Origin of the sequence: Ignatzschineria cameli (assembly GCF_003121895.1) — a bacterium.
Lineage (GTDB): Bacteria > Pseudomonadota > Gammaproteobacteria > Cardiobacteriales > Wohlfahrtiimonadaceae > Ignatzschineria > Ignatzschineria cameli.
In genome coordinates, this window is sequence record NZ_QEWW01000002.1 from 358,659 (window position 1) to 375,964 (window position 17,306).

Consider the following 17,306-nt stretch of genomic DNA (forward strand, 5'->3'; position numbering starts at 1 on the left):
TTTAGCCTTTTTCTACTTTGCAATCTGATCACTTAATCGCGCTACTCTTTTCACTTCCATCTCTTCACGCTTTTTTTGCCCATTTTTTGCACGATGAACTTCGCTACTGATATAGGTGATAACGGAGATCCAGACAATCACAAAGCCGATCAGTCGAAGAGGGGGGAGAGATTCATGAAAGAGAAAGAGCCCTGTTAATAGCTGTAGTGTTGGCGAGACATATTGCAATATTCCTACTAAAGAGAGGGGAATATATTTAGCACCCTTAGCAAAGAGGAGAAGGGGAATTGTAGTGGCTGCTCCTGAGAGAATGAGCAAAATAAGCGGTAAATTCTCTAGCTCTAAGAAGATGAGATTACCATTTTGGTAGATAACGATGAGGTAGATAATGGTAAAGGGCATCATAAAGAGTGTTTCGAGAAAGAGCCCCGGCAATGGTGGGAGAGCAACAATCTTTTTCATCGCACTATAAAAACCGAAGGAGAAGGCGAGTAGCAGGGCGATATAGGGGATTGTGCCGGCGAGAAAGGCAAGCCATAAGACCCCAATTGCAGCAAGTGTAATAGCGCTATATTGTACCTTCGTCAAAGCCTCTTTAAAGAAGACGCGCCCTAAAAAGATCGATACCAATGGATTGATATAGTAGCCTAAACTCGCCTCTAAAACTTGATGAGATGAGATCGCATAGAGATAGATAGACCAATTCATAAAGAGGAAGAAGGAAGAGGCCATAAAGGTGACTATAATCCGCCGATTAAAGAAGGCATCTTTGAGAAGTAGGCGATCCTCTCTTCTAAAGCAGAGAAGAATAATAATAAAAGCGAGCGACCAACCGATCCGTTGCGCCATCAATTGTAAGGGATCAACGCCGGAAAGCGGGAACCAATAGATAGGAAAAAAGCCCCATATGGTGTAACAGGAGAGAGTAAGAAGCACGCCTTTTTTATAGTTATTAGTGGAAGATTGTTCCATATATGCCATCTCGAGTGGTTAGTTATCAATTGATCAGAGGATCACAAAGAGTAAGTGTATTGAGCGGTTATAAGATATTATTATCTATAGTTGTCGATTATTATCTACTATTGTCGATTGGTAGAGGGTTTAGAAAATCTCTTATTAAAAGAGTAGTGTAGCAGTATTTTATGGGTTGCTAGTCGCTTTATTTTTTAAGGGAGAGAGTTCAATACAAAGTGGTGTTATTCAGGTAAAATGAGCTAAAGATATTGAGTAAGCCTGAGTAATTCTGGGTAAAACTGAGAAGAATTGTAGACGATCAAACAGGATCGAACAAAATTGAATATAGATAGCGTAAAAATAGATTAGATGAGGTAGTGTATTGTGATTAAAATTCAAGATATTGAAGTAGCTAATCGAAAGCCTTTTGTCCTCTTTGGTGGGATAAATGTTTTGGAGTCTCTCGATTCTACATTAAGAGCGTGTGAAGCTTATGTGAAGGTGACTGATCTTTTAGAGATCCCGCTTGTCTTTAAGGGTTCATTTGATAAGGCGAATCGATCCTCGATCCACTCTTACCGAGGAGTCGGTTTAGAAGAGGGGTTAGAGATCTTTTCTGCTGTTAAAAAAGAGTTTAATGTCCCCGTTATTACCGATATCCATGAACCGTTTCAAGCAGCGCCAGTTGCGGAAGTGGTTGATGTTTTACAACTGCCGGCATTTTTAGCAAGACAGACTGACCTTGTGGTAGCGATGGCAAAGACGGGTCGTCCTATCAATGTGAAGAAGCCTCAATTTTTAAGCCCCACACAGATGCTCAATATTGTTGAGAAATTCCGTGAGGCGGGAAATGATCAGGTCATGCTCTGTGAGCGTGGTAGCTGCTTTGGCTATGATAATCTTGTTGTAGATCTCTTAGGCTTTGGCGTGATGAAAAAGGTGTGTGATGATGCTCCGATTATCTTTGATGTTACCCACTCACTACAACAACGTAATCCCCTTGAGAAAGCCTCTGGTGGGCGCCGTGAGCAGGTGTTAGATTTAGCATTAGCCGGCATGGCAACAGGAATTGCCGGACTCTTTTTGGAATCACATGAAGATCCTGATCGCGCCAAATGTGATGGACCAAGTGCATTGCCACTTGCGCTTCTTAAACCCTTTTTAGAGCGGGTGAAGGCAGTGGATGAATTAGTCAAATCGTTTGAGCCATTAGAGATTAAGTAGGAGTTATTATGAGTGAAGTAAGTAGAGTGAGCAAAGAGAGCATTAGCTATACGATTCCAGGAAGCAGTCGATCTAAGCTCGGATTTATTCTTTCAGCGCTTATCGTTTTAGGAACGGCATTAGAGATCCTCTTAACAAAGAGTGCCCCACTCGGACTCTTTGTTCTCTTTGGACTCTTTTTTTACTTCACCTCTATTTCGACAACGACATTGAGTAAGGATCAGTTATCGGTTAAACCGATCTTAGGGCGTGTGCGAACCTTTCCGCTGAAAACGGGGATCTTTACCCTTAAAAAGAGTGAAAGTTGGGCAACGAAGCTCTCAACTTTAAAGTCATCTGCGGATACCTTGATCTATACTCCGGCAGGAGGGGATCCTGTTATGGTGATGAATGGCCTCTATGATTCAGCTGATATTGAGAAACTCTATCAAGAGATAGGGCAACGGCAGGCAGCGCTACTCTCTCAAGAATCATAAGAGTATAAGAATATAAGAGCATAAGAACATAACAGTATTAAGAGAAAGATCAGAGTAAGAGCAGAGCACGATCTGCGAAAGATTCAAAAAATTAAAAAGATTCAAAATATTTAAGAAAAAAGGTCTAAGTATTGAAACTTAGACCTTTTTAATTGAGTTTTTTTATTCTGCTGACTCTGGCGATTCTAGTGATCGTTATCATCTTCCAGAGTTATTTTCACGGGATTTATCAAGAATGTATCTATCGACTACTGATACTTAATACTTAAATAGCGGCAGTACGTTCTTTCAACCAAGCTAATACCGCTTCATCCTCAATGCGAGGAGCGAGCTTCTCATAGACGCTTTGATGATATTGATTAACCCACTCAATCTCTTCTGCTGTAAGGAGTGAGCGCTCCATCAGACGTGTATCAATGGGGAATAGTGTCAAGGTTTCAAAGAACATAAAATTACCAAAATCTTGCTCTTTAGGATTACTAATAGGCTGAGAAGTAACTAAGTTCTCAATGCGAACGCCCCATTTCCCCTCTCGATAGATACCCGGTTCAATGGAGGTTACCATCCCTTTCTTAACACGCATTTGAGGATTGGGTGTCGCATGATATGAGAGCACTTGAGGCCCTTCATGAACATTGAGGAAGTAACCAACCCCATGACCTGTTCCATGACCATAGTCGAGTTGATGCTGCCAAAGTGGTTTTCGAGCAATTGCATCAAGTAGTGGCATTGCGATATTTTCAGGATAAATAGTGCTACTCATCGCAATTAATGATTTAAGAACAAAGGTGAAATCCTGTTTTTGTGCAGTAGAGGGCTGACCAATTGGAATAACGCGGGTAATATCGGTTGTTCCATTTTTATATTGCGCTCCTGAGTCGATAAGTAGGAGGCCATCGCCCTCAATAATCGCGTGATCCTTTTCAGTTGCACGATAGTGTGGCAATGCACCATTAGGATTAAAGCCGGCAATGGTATCGAAGCTAAGATCGATAAAGTGGGGGCGCTTTGCTCGCTCAGATGCTAATCCTTCTGCAACATCAAGTTCGGTTAATTTCTCACCATTGGCCATTCTTGCTTCAAATTGAGTATAGAAGTGTGCCATGGCAACACCATCTTCAATCATCGCCTCTTGGATATGGGCAAGGTCTTCATCACTTTTTTGCGCTTTAAAGAGCGTGCTAGGATTGGGGAGATAGAGAATTTCACATGCTTCATCGATCGCCTCTAACGCGGCATAGGTTGTGCGCTTTTCATCGAGCATAACTGTTTTATCTGCTGGAATATTTCCTAACTCATCGTAGAAAGTATCATAAGGGAAGACGGTTACTTTATGCTCGGTTAGATACTTCTTCACCTCCGGCGTTAACTTCTCTTCATCAATAAAGAGCGTCACGGAGGAGGGGGTAATCATCACAAATGCTAAAAAGACAGGATTATAGGTGACATCTCGTCCGCGAAGGTTGGTCAACCAAGCGATATCATCTAATGTGGAGATAATATGGACATCAGCCGCTTCATCACTCATCACTTTACGGATACGACGAACTTTATCACTTAAGGATTCCGATAGAAATTGATCCTCATGAAGATAGAGTTTTTCAGAAGGAAGAGGAGCTCTATTGCTTATCAGACGGTCAAAAGGGTTGAATTGAGTTGTTAAAGTGATATCGAAATCATCGAGCGCTTCATAACTTTCGACAAAATTTTCAACCGACATTGTATCGGGAAGAAGCGCAACTTGAGCTCCGGGCTTAAGTTGAGATTGAAGGTAGTGAATGTAAGAAGGGGTATTAGGTGCGCCAAGTTTCATCAGCTCTACGGTAGTGCCTTGAAGCTCTTTTGCTGCTTGAACCCAATATCGACTATCTGCCCAGATGTAAGCGCTCTTTTGGAGCACAACCAGCGTTCCTGCAGAGCCAGTAAAGCCAGAAAACCACTCTCTTAATTTCCAATGATCAGGAAGATATTCAGAGAGATGGGGATCGGCGCTTAAGATAATCCAAGCATCGATCTTATCTTTTATCATCTGTTTCTGTAGAGCGGCAATACGCGCATTAATTTCGCTACTTTTACTCATATTTTATCCTTCAGAATAGTTGTCTATTTTTTATCTAATTACTATCTATTTCTATCTGTTTCTATCGACTTTAACGATGGGCTCTCACTTTTCGATCCTAGATGACTGCTAGTTTGCCCGTTATTGATCTCAAGTCCAATCTTAAATTAAACCTTAAGTTGCCCCTTAGATTTAGTTTTAACTCACCTCTAGCATTCTACCCCTCTTTCATTTCAATCTCTAAAGATTCTATTCTTTCTGATACTAAAGTTAGCAATTGTAATTAATTTCAATGAGTCGCAATTAATCGTAATCAAACGCAATTAATCGATATCTGTCGGTATCAATAGGTATCAATCGTTATCAATAGGAATGAGAAGACCTTTTAGCGCGACTTCCTAAAAGAGGGGGAGGATTGGATTGATATTAGGATCTGTTGATTCCCGGGAGGCGTAATAGTAAAGGTGATAGTAGAGATGATAGTAAAGATTTGGTGAAGCCATTAGAGTGAGAAAAAGATAGCAAAATTCTCAAAAATAGTAGAAATTACTTAAAGAGTAGCTAAAGAGGTCGAAAGAGCCGAAATAATGATGAAAGGCTAAAATGACTAAGATAACGAAGCACTATAAGGTCGTTATCTGGTCGTTTTATAAAGTGAGTCCTTTTTCTAAGAGAAAAAGGCTTGCGGATCAGGTATTATTAAGGATTAAGAATTATCTAATTAGTAAGTATGTATTAGTGTATGTATTAGTAGAGTCGATACTAAGAGCAGTATCGATGAGTAGAATAGAGTGATCAATAGGGTAACGATAGAGAATCTATTAACAGACGATGTCCATTTCTTTTTGTAGGCTTGATTAAATAATGAAATATGTGAGTACGCGAGGGGGAGATCTCCCTAAATCTTTTTGTGAGGTTGTATTAGAGGGGTTGTGTCGAGATGGTGGCTTATCAATGCCGGAGTCGATTCCAAAGATTTCAAAAGAGAGATTAGAAGAGTGGCGACAACTTCCCAAATATAGTGATTTAGCTTTAGAAGTCATGTCTCTCTATGCGACCGATATCCCAAGAGAAGATCTTAAAAAGCTGGTAGAAGGCGCTTATAATAACGACAATTTTGCGGTGGAATCAATTATTTCCGAGCGTACGATCAGTGATAAGGTGAAGGTTTTGGGTCTTTCTGAGGGGCCTACCTACGCCTTTAAAGATATGGCGATGCAATTTCTCGGTGAGCTCTTCCCTTATGTGTTAGAGAAGCAGAATAAGCGACTCAATATCGTAGGTGCAACATCCGGGGATACGGGCTCGAGTGCGATTCATGCGATGAAAGGAAAACCGCGGATAGAAGTGGTGATGTTAAGTCCTCATAATCGTATGAGTGCCTTCCAGACTGCGCAGATGTATTCGGTGCAAGATGATAATATTCACAATATTGCCATCGAAGGGGTTTTTGATGATTGCCAAGATCTTGTTAAAGCGCTCAATAATGATATTGAGTTTAAAGAGAAGTATCATCTTGGTGCGGTGAACTCCATTAACTTTGCCCGTATTTTGGCGCAAGTAGTCTACTATTTTAAGGGCTACTTTATGACAACAGAACATAACGATGAGAAGATTGATGTCGTTATTCCATCGGGTAACTTTGGTAATATCTTTGCCGGCATTATTGCTCGTGAGATGGGATTGCCGATTCATAAATTGATCTTAGCGACAAATGAGAACAATGTGTTAGATGAGTTCTTTAAAACAGGGATCTATCGCCCTAGAGCTTCGAAAGATGTCCATTTAACCTCTAGCCCCTCAATGGATATCGCTAAAGCGAGTAACTTTGAGCGCTTTATCTATCTGATTGCCGGCAGTGAGAAGACAAAAGCGCTTTGGGAGCAGATTGACGCGCAAGGCTATTTTGATTTGATGAAGGATCCTCTCTGGAAAGATCGTGCAAATTGGAATATTGAATCAGGTGAAAGCTCACATCAAAACCGTTTAGAGACCATTGCAAAGGTCTATCGCGAATCAGGAGAGTTGATCGATCCCCATACCGCAGATGGTGTCTTTGTTGGTAGTCATTATCTTGATGGCGATCTACAGCTCTGTTTAGAAACTGCCAAGCCCATCAAATTTTATGAGACAATTAAGCAAGCGGTGAGTGACGCACCGTTTGATTTAACTGAGGTGGAAGCACTTGAGGCGCTACCTCAGAAAAGAGAGGTGATGCCCAATGATGTCACCTTATTACGTCAATTTATTGAATCCGCTTTAAACTAAGGAACACTGTAATACCATGAAAAAAACATCATTTCCAAAAGATGAGATGAAAGTTCTCCTCCTAGAGGGTATTCATCAGGATGCGATCGATTACTTTAAACGTGCGGGCTATAACAATCTTGAGATCCACTCAACGGCTCTTGAGGGGGATGCTCTTATTGAGGCGCTTAAGGATGCTCATATTGTTGGGATTCGTTCCCGGACGCAGTTAACGGAAGAGGTGTTGAGTCAAGCCTCGAGATTGATGGCGATAGGGTGTTTCTGTATTGGGACAAATCAAGTTGATCTTGAGGCGGCAAAAGCGCGTGCAATTCCCGTATTTAATGCGCCTTACTCTAATACTCGTTCAGTCGCTGAATTAGTGATTGCAGAGATGATTATGCTCAAGCGTGGTATCGCTTATAAAAACTATGTCTGCCATCAAGGCGGCTGGGTTAAATCGGCAGCGGGCTCTTATGAGGTAAGAGGCAAGACTTTAGGGATTATCGGTTATGGACATATCGGGACTCAGGTCGGTATTTTAGCTGAAAGCTTAGGAATGCGCGTTATCTTCTACGATATCGAGAATAAATTGGTTCTTGGAAATGCACAACAAGTAGAGACACTCGATGAGCTCTTAGCGCAATCTGATGTAGTTACACTTCATGTTCCTGAAGATGACTCTACAATGAATTTAATGAGCCGTGAACGAATTGAGTCGATGAAAAAAGGATCGGTCTTAATCAATGCTGCGCGTGGCACAATCGTCGATCTTGATGCTTTAGCAGATAATATCAAAAATGAGCATCTTTTAGGTGCGGCAATTGATGTTTTCCCAGTAGAGCCAAAATCGAATAAAGAGGAGTTTAAATCTCCTCTAAGAGAGCTACAAAATGTTATTTTGACGCCACATATTGGGGGGTCCACAATGGAAGCGCAACAAAATATCGGTGTTGAGGTTGCCTCTAAATTAGTGCTCTATTCTGATAATGGTTCAACAATTTCTGCAGTTAACTTCCCAGAGGTGATGTTGCCGAAACAGCCAGGAAGTCATCGTATTCTTCATATCCATGAAAATACACCGGGTATTTTACGTGCTGTCAATGAGATGGTTTCAGATCTTGATCTCAATATCAATGCGCAATATCTGCAAACTTTAGGTGAGATCGGTTATGTTGTGCTTGATGTCTCTGGTAAAGAGGAGAATGCCATCAAATTACAACATGATATGAAAGAGATTAAAGGGACACTTAAGTGTCGAATTCTCTATTAAACTTTTATTAATTGATTTAATTTAAATATAATGGACTTATGGTATGGCTATAAGTCCATTTTTTAACTCTATCAATTTTCTGTCAGTATTTTATAAATTGTCTATAAACTATCTATAAATTATCTATAAATTATCTATAAATTATCTATAAATTTTTTATAAAACTCCTATTAATTTTTCAATTCTATAAATTCTATACAATAATTCTATATCGATTTGTTATAAGCACATAAGAGAGAAGAAATGTCATTAAGAGATCAGTTGGTAAAAGCAGGTTTAGTATCGAAAGATCGTGCGCAGAAGGCTCAAAAAGAGAAAGCTAGAAAGCAGCATCAAGCACATCGCGATAAGCAACTTAAGAGTGAGCTTGAAGCAGAAAAGCAGCGTAAAGCTGCGGAGAGACGCGCCTTTGATGAGGCTAAAAAAGCGATGGATCTAGAGAGGAATCAAGAAATTATTGCTGCACAAGAGAAGAATCGAGCCCGAAGTGAGATGCGAGATCTGATTGATCGTGAGCGAGTCAATAAAGAGAAGGGCGAGACCCGGTTTAACTTTAGCCATGATGGAAAGAAGATTCGCTCCGTTTTTGTGACAGATAAACAGCATAAAGATCTAAGTGACGGGAAGTTGATGATCTGCCGGAATGATCGTGATGGTTTTGATTATCCTGTTTTGCCGGTGACTTTTAAGGATCGTATTCATCATTTAGAGGAGAAGTTAGGAGAGAAGATCTTCTACTATCTTTCTGAGGCAATGACAGAAGGGGATGCAGAAGATGAGTGGGCGGCATGGGATGCCTATGAAGCTTCATTGAAAGCAGAAAAGAAACGTGATCAGAATTGATCAGGATTGACTGAAGGGATATCGCTCGCCGTTATTGTTATTTATTATATTGAGCGATCGATTGATCAGTGACAAGAGTCGTAATTAAAAAAACACCCCAAAAGTAGGTTATTACTCTTAGGGTGTTTATTATATTTAGATATAACTTTAGAAATATTTGTGAAAATATTTTTAAAGTTTTTAAGTTTTTTGAAAAATTTTTGAAAACAGGCGATTGTTAGAAAACAATCAGCTAAATATGATCTATGGGTGATTATGGTGCCAGAAGATCGATATAGTTATTAGGATTGTTTATCTTTATTCTCTCTCTCTTCTTTCGCTTTTTTCATAAAGAACCATGTTAACCAACCTAACATGACGATCATAAAAACAACACCAAAACCAACGATACCGACAAAATAGGGATCTGCGCCAATCAACTTCATCATAGAACCTTCTCCTTAATAAGGTAGAAATTTAAATCTATCCAATATATATAATGATACTATCCCATAAAAATATGTAAGAATCTATGAAGTTTAGAGAAGTATCAAGTTTGCTTGATGAGCATCAAGTTTTGAGCCTCTATGGGCTATTTGACGCCTTCATTAGGATCTATTGATGATCTAAAAGTGCTTGATGAGGAGATAAATAGAATCAATATAAAATAGACTCTTTTTCGGGATTGATCGAGGGGTGTTCTTAAAAAGAGGGGTAGAGAGATAGAGAGATAGGGAGATGGGGAGATTTAAAATAGATCATCTTCAAAGAATATTTATAAAATAGGCGCATAAAAAAACCACTCAATTACGAGTGGTTCTTTAATATGGTGGCTCGAGGCAGAATCGAACTGCCGACACGCGGATTTTCAATCCGCTGCTCTACCGACTGAGCTATCGAGCCGTGTTGTGCTAACGAAGTGACATTAAACAGGATTTGCGATCATTCGTCAAGTATTAGTTCTTATTAGCCTGAAAATAGTGCAATTGAGGATCTCTGGATAAGAACTCAAGTTGAAGTCTATATGGCTTAAAGTTTATACGGCTAAAATAGAAAACCCTACTTCGAGAAGTAGGGTTTCAATAGATGGTGGCTCGAGGCAGAATCGAACTGCCGACACGCGGATTTTCAATCCGCTGCTCTACCGACTGAGCTATCAAGCCGTGTTGATAAGGTAGTATTAAACAGCATTCTTCGGAGAGAGTCAAGACTCTTTTATGTAACATTATTGCGCATAGCCTGTTAAGCCATGATATTAGCGGTAATATTAACAAATTCACAAAAGAAATTAATAATGAGCAACTGATAAAAGAGCGAAATCCTTCGGTAATATTCGACAATATTCGGTAATGTTGAGGTCGGACACTTTATCAAGTGGTGCAAGTGGTGATTAATCGGTCATAATTTATTGAAGTGTTGGAAAGTTGGGTGTTAAAAATGACAAGTCGGAGGCGAATGATGGTAAAGCAGATAATGAAGGGATCTCAGGGGGCGAAGAGATGGGGCAGGTGATGGCGCTTATTGAAGAATCCTTAGAGCGAGGATTTCCAGGTGGACAGTTACTTGTGGAGTATCGAGGGGAGATTGTCTATGATCTTGCCTTTGGTTCAACGCAATTAGTTGATATTACAATCGATTCTGAAAGCCCCTTTAGCAAAATGGCGGTTATTCGAGGCGAGCCCGTTACAAAAGAGACCCGATTTGATATCGCCTCCTTAACAAAAATCTTTGCAACGACCTACCTCTTTCAATATTACTATCAGCAAGATCCGGCGCTATTAGAACGTCATGTGGCAAGCTTCTTTCCTCCTGATCAATGGCATTATCCTGTTATTGTAGGGTCGATTCCTCTTAAAGCACTTCTTTCACATCATGCTGGGTTTGAGCCTAATCCGCTCTTTTATGATCCCCATTATAGTGAGGCGCTCTACTCTCAAGATCGCTCTCAATTTGCTGAGAAGCTACTCCAAGCACCCCTCATTAATAAGCCGGAGAGCGTAGGGCTTTATTCCGATGTTGATTTTATGTTGCTCACCTTTATTTTAGAGAAGATCGGGGGGAGATCGATAGAAGCGCAGTTAGAAGATCTTTTTTGGAAGCCACTGGGATTAACCCATATTGGCTTTAATCCGCGCGCGAAAGGTATTTCGCCACAAGAGATTGCAGCTACAGAGCGTCATGGAAATAGTCGAGATCATACTGTCGATTTTCCCAATATGCGTCGTTATATGCTTCAAGGAGAGGTGCAAGATGAGAAAGCATTTCACTGTATGGCGGGAGTATCAGGTCATGCGGGTCTATTTAGTAATAGTGATGATCTCTATAGACTCTTTCAATTGATGCAAGAAGAGAACGCTATTTTTAGTTATCAGACACAGCAATACTTTTTAACGCCCCCTTATCAAGATCTGACATTTGCTTTAGGATATCGCCTCAATGGCCCGGATATGGGATATATGTTTGGTGATTATGCCGGGAAAGGCGAGAAGCCAGCTTTTGGTCATACTGGATGGACTGGTGCTTTGAGTACCTATGATCCTAAGGAGAAGTTGATGATTATCTATTTGACAAATCGTAAAAACACACCGGTTATAGATCCAGAATGCAATCCTCATCTCTTCTACGGCGACCGATTGCCGGCAGGGCAATATCGCAATATGATTAAGGCAATCTATACCGACTTAGGGATAACAGGATGAAGGGATTAAAAGAGAAGCGTATGGTAAAGCGTGACATAAAAACAGTTGCAAATGAGTATCACAAAGCTTCTAAGATAGGAGGGCAAACGCAAGTTAAGCGCAGCTCTAGCTTATGGCTTCGTATGGCAGCAATGATCATTCTAGGGGCGATGATGCCTTTGAGTTTCTCTCCTTTTGGTTATGGATTTTTTGCGCCTATCTTATTGGCTTTATGGCTTCTGCTGATCCTGTCTGAAAGCGCTAAACGAGCCTTCTGGTTAAGTCTTCTCTTTGGGATCTCGTTTTTTACCGTCGGTGTTTGGTGGATACGTATCAGTCTCCTAGAGTTTGGAGGAGCGCCATTACCCTTAGGTATTCTATTAACATTTCTTTTAGCGCTCTATTTGGGGCTCTATTACGCTTTTTTAGGGTATCTTATGCGAAAAATCCCTCTAGCATTGCCATTACGCTTAGGGGTGATCTTTCCATTAATGGGTGTTCTTTTAGAGTTTGTTCGCTCTCAACTCTTAACCGGATTTCCTTGGCTCTCATTAGGATATACGCTGACCGATTATCCATTAGCAGAGTGGCTCTTTCCTCAGATGGGGGCGTTGATGGCAAGCTTTTGGATCTATTGGTCAGCGGCTCTTCTTCTCTTGCTGCTGCTTTCGCTTCCGATCTTCAGAAGCGTCAATGCATTATTGAAGGATGGATCTAAAAAAAGCTGGCAACGTTATTCACCCTCACTCTTTATGGCAGGAGTTCTTGTGTTCCTTATTGGGGGAGCGGGTCTCTTTTTAAACGATAAGATTTCCCCAAAGGGAGCTCCTCTTAAAGTTGCCCTAATACAGGGGAATATCGCGCAAGAGCTTAAATTTAGTGAGGCGCAATATTATGAAATTCTAGCAACTTATTTTCAGCTTACGGCGGAAGTAGCACCTAATGTTGATCTTATTATTTGGCCAGAGACAGCTGTTCCTGCACTCTATGAGCAGGAAGTTGCTCTAGGTGAAACATTGCGAAAGCTCTCACAAGAAGAGAAGACTACTGTGATGACGGGGATCTTTTCAGGGCAAGGCTCGGTGATTCGAAACTCAGTAGTTGCGTATAGTGATCAGCTACGAAGTCGGGATCAACGCTATGATAAGGTTCATCTTGTTCCCTTTGGCGAGTTTCTGCCTTTCCGTTCTCTTCTCGATCTTTTAAGTGGCATGATTGAGATTCCCTTTTCCGATCTATCGGCAGGGCGAACGAGACAAGCCCCTTTTATTATTAAGCACGAAGATGCCGGAGAGGCTGTTACGACTCAGCTCTCCACATTTATCTGTTATGAGGCGGTATTTGGTGATGAGCTGCGCTATCTTGGCGAGCAATCTGACTTTTTAGTCAATGTGAGTAATGATGCATGGTTTGGAGATTCAATTGGTCCATGGCAACATTTTCAGATCACCAGAGCGCGCGCAATTGAGTTGCAAAGAGAGATGGTTCGCGCAACCAATAATGGAATTACTGCGCTAATCGGTCGAAATGGGAGTGTTCGAGCGATGCTTCCTCAATTTGAGCAGGGAGTCTTGGAGGTTGAAGTCGTGCCCTATAGTGGTATTACAGCTTATAGTCGAATCGGTGACTTTTTCTGGTTGTTGATATTGTGGGGCGTTGGAGGGTTAGCGGTGCTCCTCTTTAGACGCCGACTCGGTTAAGCGCTGAAGCTAGATTTTTGTTGCGAATCTCCAGTTGTGATTCTCTAATTGCTACCTCTAAATGTTACTCCCTAAATGGAAGTGGGCTGTAGCGCGCGTATAAGATGCTACTTACAAAAAGAATAATTGTTAGAAGGAAGTAGATGCTACCAATGCCGGGATAGCCAGATACCCAAATATCGGTTGCGGCAATAAGATAGAAGAGAGAGAGGAAGCTTGTCCATGCATGGGTGAATCGTTTTGCCCGTAGTAATCCACGAGCTGGAAAAACAAGTGGCATTAAGAGTCCGATAATAAGAAATATTCTCGGCTGTTCTGGATAGATAGCATTAGTCACAATACAGAAGATGGTGAAAAAGAAGAGGGCGAGATAGGATGCAAGAGCGCTAATTCTTGAAATTGAGACAATCGGACGCATATTAGAGTAGAGCTCCTTATTTAAATTGAGCAAAATGGGGTGAGTCAAATTCAAAGGTGTAACACAAAAGTGCAACATGACAGGTAGTTAAAGTCTTGAGCCATTGAGCAATCACTCTTTGAAAAATGGAGTCTATTTTATCATGAAACAGAAGAGTTAAAAGTATATGCCTGAATTACCAGAAGTTGAGACTGTTCGAGCCGGGATTTCTCCTCATATTAAGGGGGCTAAGATCCGTGGAGTTGAGGTTTATCACCGACAATTACGTTACCCGATACCTGAAGAGATTGAGCAACTCTATGGTGCAACTATAGAAGATGTAGAACGGCGCGCCAAATATCTAATTCTGACTACATCTAAAGGAAAGGTACTTATCCACTTGGGGATGTCGGGGGCTATTCGAATTTTATCGGATGATTTTGAGCATAAAAAGCATGATCATTTTGTTTTGCGTCTCTCGGAAGAGAAGGTGCTGATCTACAATGACCCACGCCGTTTCGGCTTTATACTACTTTATGGAAATGATGAGCCGATTCCCTTTTTAGAAAAATTAGCGCCAGAACCTCTCAGTGATGCTTTTAGTGCAGAATATCTTCACCCTAAGTTGAAAGGGCGAACGCGTCCTATTAAATCGATCTTAATGGATCAAGCTTTCGTTGTTGGCGCCGGTAATATCTATGCAAATGAATCGCTCTTTATGGCGGGGATCGATCCAAAACGGCCTGCTAATAATCTCTCATTTGGGGAGGTGGAGCGTCTTGTCGCGGAAGTAAAGAAGGTATTAGCGCGAGCAATTGAGCAGGGTGGGACAACATTGAAAGATTTTACAACGCCTGATGGAAGCCCCGGCTATTTTGCTCAAGAACTTTTAGTCTATGGGCAGAAAGGGCAACCCTGTCCACTTTGTGGGCAAGAGATCGTACGCATTGTTTTAGGGAATCGCGCAACTTACTTCTGTCCGCAATGTCAGAAATAGCGATAGAGATCATTTTTTGCTGTTTTTGGTCGCTTTTTCCTGCTTTTTACTATCGCTTTAGAGGGAAAAGTGATAGTGTGAAAGTATGTCAAATATCATCAATAAAGATCTAAATTTTCTAAATTTATGATCATCCAGAATGAGTCTGAGGGAAGTTGCTCTTAAAATTCATCATTGAAGTATTTACCATTGAAGTATTTATAGAAGGAGATAAGTATGAATCTTAATTTAACAGGTCAAGGTTTAGAATTAACAGATGGTCTTCGTAGCAGAGTTGAAGAGAAGTTTTCACGTTTAGATCGTTATAGCGAGCATATTACTAGTGCTCATGTTGTCTTAACGATTAAAGATAAACGTCAGATTGCAGAGATTACAGTGACTGTGGCAAAAGGAAAGGATCTTCATGCAGAAGCAACAACAGAAGATATGTATCTCTCCATTGATGAGTTAGCAGGTAAGATTGAGCGTCAACTTCTTAAACAGAAGGATAAAGCGATAACAGCAGAGAGAAAACAGGGGCATGAGATTCGCCATGAAGAGGGGAAAGAGTAGTCCCTTGATAGAAATTAGATGAAGAGTGATCAATCCTTTTATCATGTTTTTGTCTAGTGAATAAACATAAAATGAGATAAGCCCCGTTTAGACGGGGTTTTTCTTTGCTTATCTATTTTTTATCGACCATAGAAAGCGTATGATAGGGGACAGATTGCCATAATTTTAGATCACGAATAGGCGTTCTCCTTTTCGGGGTATCTTTTTAGGCTAATTCAAAGGGCCGATTGCGCTATAATCAGTTGTTATTATTTGCTGTTATTTGTCTATTTTTGTTTTGATTGGGTTTTAGTTGAGATTTTAGTTGATATTTTTTGACACTAAATCGCGGGTGAAGGGGATCGAATTGAGGTGTTAAGCCGATCGTATTGATCCTACTTCGACAGTAAGTCTTAACAATGGATAGCAGTAAAAGTGATAAAAGTGATAGAAGTCATAGGGCATTTACGGAAGTTAATGCATGTTTTTTAGATCGTTAGAAGGTTTCTCCATGTTTGCAGCAGACGCAAGACACTTAATTGTCGGTTTTGGTATTACAGGGCTCTCCATTGCAAAAGCACTTAATCGTTTAGGAGTGGAGAAGATCGATGCTATCGATTCTAGAGAAAAGCCTCCTCATGAAGAGGAGATGAGGCGTTATTGTCAAAAGATCGCGACCGGCGGTTTTAGTAGCGCTCTGTTACAGCAGTGTGATTATCTTTGGGTTAGCCCCGGGGTTTCAATTGCAACGCCGGAGTTAGCAGCTACTATTGCACGGTTGCCGGCAGAGAATGTGGGGGGAGATATAGAGCTATTTGCCCGCCTGGTTAAGGAGAATATCATTGCGATTACCGGGACAAATGGTAAGAGCACTGTTACAACTTTAGTTGGAGCGATCTTTGCTCAACTACCTTATGATCTCTATGTTGGAGGAAACTTAGGGCAACCTGCTTTAGAGCTTTGGCTCGCTTCCCTCGATCGTAAAGAGAAGGTGCGAGAGCCGCTCTTTATTCTTGAGCTCTCTAGCTTTCAGTTAGAGACTACTTATTCGCTGCAAGCAGATATTGGCGCGCTTCTCAATCTTTCTCGAGATCATCTCGATCGTTATCGCGATTATGAACATTACGTCTCGGCAAAATTGGCCTTAATTAAACAATCTTCTGAGATAGTGATTCCTGCCGATGAACCGCTTATTGAGCGTTTTTTAGCAGCAGAATTGCCGTTAAGAGGGGAGGAAGAGATCGCTCGATTTTCACTCTTAGATAATGCTAAGACCGATTATTACGCCTCATTGGAGAAGCAAGAGATTGTCAGTCGTACTGGAGAACAGGTAAGTTATGCAACGACAAAGTTAAGAGGCGCTCACAATCTTCTCAATATTATCGCGGCAGTTGCAATAGCAGAACGATTTGGTGTCTCTTTAAAAGCGATCGAAGCTGGCATATCAAGTTATCAACCTTTAGCGCATCGATCTGTTAAGGTGCGGGAACTTGATGGAGTTACCTACTATAACGACTCTAAAGCAACCAATCTCTCCTCAACCGAAGCAGCCATTTTAGGCTTTCCTGAACGGAAGTGGCTGATTTTAGGCGGCGTAACAAAAGAGCAAGATTTTTCCCCTTTAAGAGAGCTTTTACAGAAAAATGTCGCAGGAGTTGCCCTTATCGGTAATGATTACTCAGCGATATTGCCCCATATTCCGGAGAATATCCCCTGTTTTGAGTCAAAAACTGTCGATGTTGCGATAGAGCAATTGAAAAAAGTGGCTGCGCCAGGGGAGATTATTCTCTTCTCTCCCGCTTGCTCTAGCTTTGATCAATTTAAAGGATTTGAAGCGCGGGGCCACTACTTTGAGGATTTGGTAAGAGCCCTATAATCGTGGGGTAATAAGCGACTAGAGCAGCACTCATGGCGGGGAGGCGAGTATTCAATAACCCTTTTTGTAAGG

Annotated in this window: 14 protein-coding genes and 2 tRNA genes; 10 read left to right on the forward strand and 6 right to left on the reverse strand. The window is 41.1% G+C overall.

Annotated elements, in window-relative coordinates; all coding sequences use genetic code 11:
* Positions 1-12 precede the first annotated feature (12 nt).
* Positions 13-972, reverse strand: a complete 960-nt coding sequence (rarD, locus tag DC077_RS04615) for an EamA family transporter RarD (RefSeq protein WP_109200706.1) — start codon at positions 970-972, stop codon at positions 13-15.
* A 366-nt stretch (positions 973-1,338) separates the two neighbouring features.
* Between rarD and kdsA the strand changes: the two genes are divergently transcribed.
* Both kdsA and DC077_RS04625 read left to right on the forward strand, forming a co-directional pair.
* Entirely contained in the window at positions 1,339-2,178 is an 840-nt protein-coding gene (gene kdsA, locus DC077_RS04620; RefSeq protein ID WP_275663879.1) for a 3-deoxy-8-phosphooctulonate synthase, read from the forward strand.
* Positions 2,179-2,186: 8 nt separating this feature from the next.
* The gene (locus tag DC077_RS04625) at positions 2,187-2,654 is read left to right on the forward strand and encodes a hypothetical protein (RefSeq protein ID WP_109200704.1); all 468 of its coding nucleotides are present in this window, start codon (positions 2,187-2,189) and stop codon (positions 2,652-2,654) included.
* A 265-nt stretch (positions 2,655-2,919) separates the two neighbouring features.
* Here DC077_RS04625 and DC077_RS04630 read toward each other — a convergent pair whose 3' ends face one another.
* Positions 2,920-4,734: an aminopeptidase P family protein gene (locus tag DC077_RS04630; RefSeq protein ID WP_109200703.1), complete on the reverse strand. Its 1,815-nt coding sequence runs from the start codon at positions 4,732-4,734 to the stop codon at positions 2,920-2,922.
* 843 nt (positions 4,735-5,577) lie between these two features.
* On the opposite strand from DC077_RS04630, the gene thrC reads away from it, so the two are divergent.
* The 3 genes from thrC to DC077_RS04650 all read left to right on the forward strand — a co-directional run bounded on the left by thrC (position 5,578) and on the right by DC077_RS04650 (position 9,076).
* Entirely contained in the window at positions 5,578-6,981 is a 1,404-nt protein-coding gene (thrC, locus tag DC077_RS04640; protein ID WP_109217846.1) for a threonine synthase, read from the forward strand.
* Between the two features lie 16 nt (positions 6,982-6,997).
* Positions 6,998-8,233: a phosphoglycerate dehydrogenase gene (gene serA / locus DC077_RS04645; protein WP_109200700.1), complete on the forward strand. Its 1,236-nt coding sequence runs from the start codon at positions 6,998-7,000 to the stop codon at positions 8,231-8,233.
* A gap of 243 nt (positions 8,234-8,476) precedes the next feature.
* Complete coding sequence (locus DC077_RS04650) at positions 8,477-9,076, forward strand: DUF2058 family protein (RefSeq protein ID WP_109200699.1); 600 nt, start codon at positions 8,477-8,479, stop codon at positions 9,074-9,076.
* A 281-nt stretch (positions 9,077-9,357) separates the two neighbouring features.
* Here DC077_RS04650 and DC077_RS04655 read toward each other — a convergent pair whose 3' ends face one another.
* The 3 genes from DC077_RS04655 to DC077_RS04665 form a co-directional block, all read right to left on the reverse strand.
* Positions 9,358-9,504: a DUF3149 domain-containing protein gene (locus tag DC077_RS04655; RefSeq protein WP_109200698.1), complete on the reverse strand. Its 147-nt coding sequence runs from the start codon at positions 9,502-9,504 to the stop codon at positions 9,358-9,360.
* 378 nt (positions 9,505-9,882) lie between these two features.
* Positions 9,883-9,958, reverse strand: a tRNA-Phe gene (locus DC077_RS04660).
* A 184-nt stretch (positions 9,959-10,142) separates the two neighbouring features.
* Positions 10,143-10,218, reverse strand: a tRNA-Phe gene (locus DC077_RS04665).
* A gap of 261 nt (positions 10,219-10,479) precedes the next feature.
* On the opposite strand from DC077_RS04665, the gene DC077_RS04670 reads away from it, so the two are divergent.
* Both DC077_RS04670 and lnt read left to right on the forward strand, forming a co-directional pair.
* Positions 10,480-11,754, forward strand: coding sequence for a serine hydrolase (locus DC077_RS04670; RefSeq protein WP_109200697.1), 1,275 nt, complete (start codon positions 10,480-10,482; stop codon positions 11,752-11,754).
* The gene (gene lnt / locus DC077_RS04675) at positions 11,751-13,433 is read left to right on the forward strand and encodes an apolipoprotein N-acyltransferase (RefSeq protein ID WP_109200696.1); all 1,683 of its coding nucleotides are present in this window, start codon (positions 11,751-11,753) and stop codon (positions 13,431-13,433) included. The genes DC077_RS04670 and lnt overlap by 4 nt, the downstream gene beginning before the upstream one ends.
* 64 nt (positions 13,434-13,497) lie before the next feature.
* Here lnt and DC077_RS04680 read toward each other — a convergent pair whose 3' ends face one another.
* Positions 13,498-13,851, reverse strand: coding sequence for a DUF2069 domain-containing protein (locus tag DC077_RS04680; protein WP_157953487.1), 354 nt, complete (start codon positions 13,849-13,851; stop codon positions 13,498-13,500).
* 166 nt (positions 13,852-14,017) lie between these two features.
* Between DC077_RS04680 and mutM the strand changes: the two genes are divergently transcribed.
* The 3 genes from mutM to murD all read left to right on the forward strand — a co-directional run bounded on the left by mutM (position 14,018) and on the right by murD (position 17,234).
* The gene (gene mutM / locus DC077_RS04685; protein ID WP_109200694.1) at positions 14,018-14,827 is read left to right on the forward strand and encodes a bifunctional DNA-formamidopyrimidine glycosylase/DNA-(apurinic or apyrimidinic site) lyase; all 810 of its coding nucleotides are present in this window, start codon (positions 14,018-14,020) and stop codon (positions 14,825-14,827) included.
* Positions 14,828-15,043: 216 nt separating this feature from the next.
* Positions 15,044-15,379 carry a ribosome hibernation-promoting factor, HPF/YfiA family gene (gene hpf / locus DC077_RS04690; protein ID WP_109200693.1) on the forward strand — a complete coding sequence of 112 codons (336 nt, stop codon included), beginning with the start codon at positions 15,044-15,046 and terminating at the stop codon, positions 15,377-15,379.
* 460 nt (positions 15,380-15,839) lie between these two features.
* Complete coding sequence (murD, locus tag DC077_RS04695; RefSeq protein ID WP_109200692.1) at positions 15,840-17,234, forward strand: UDP-N-acetylmuramoyl-L-alanine--D-glutamate ligase; 1,395 nt, start codon at positions 15,840-15,842, stop codon at positions 17,232-17,234.
* Positions 17,235-17,306: the final 72 nt, after the last annotated feature.

Coding starts and splice junctions, on each gene's coding strand:
- rarD (WP_109200706.1), bottom strand. CDS start 972: ATGGAACAATCTTCCACTAATAACTATAAAAAAGGCGTGCTTCTTACT.
- DC077_RS04625 (WP_109200704.1), top strand. CDS start 2,187: ATGAGTGAAGTAAGTAGAGTGAGCAAAGAGAGCATTAGCTATACGATT.
- DC077_RS04630 (WP_109200703.1), bottom strand. CDS start 4,734: ATGAGTAAAAGTAGCGAAATTAATGCGCGTATTGCCGCTCTACAGAAA.
- thrC (WP_109217846.1), top strand. CDS start 5,578: ATGAAATATGTGAGTACGCGAGGGGGAGATCTCCCTAAATCTTTTTGT.
- serA (WP_109200700.1), top strand. CDS start 6,998: ATGAAAAAAACATCATTTCCAAAAGATGAGATGAAAGTTCTCCTCCTA.
- DC077_RS04650 (WP_109200699.1), top strand. CDS start 8,477: ATGTCATTAAGAGATCAGTTGGTAAAAGCAGGTTTAGTATCGAAAGAT.
- DC077_RS04655 (WP_109200698.1), bottom strand. CDS start 9,504: ATGATGAAGTTGATTGGCGCAGATCCCTATTTTGTCGGTATCGTTGGT.
- lnt (WP_109200696.1), top strand. CDS start 11,751: ATGAAGGGATTAAAAGAGAAGCGTATGGTAAAGCGTGACATAAAAACA.
- DC077_RS04680 (WP_157953487.1), bottom strand. CDS start 13,851: ATGCGTCCGATTGTCTCAATTTCAAGAATTAGCGCTCTTGCATCCTAT.
- mutM (WP_109200694.1), top strand. CDS start 14,018: ATGCCTGAATTACCAGAAGTTGAGACTGTTCGAGCCGGGATTTCTCCT.
- hpf (WP_109200693.1), top strand. CDS start 15,044: ATGAATCTTAATTTAACAGGTCAAGGTTTAGAATTAACAGATGGTCTT.
- murD (WP_109200692.1), top strand. CDS start 15,840: ATGTTTTTTAGATCGTTAGAAGGTTTCTCCATGTTTGCAGCAGACGCA.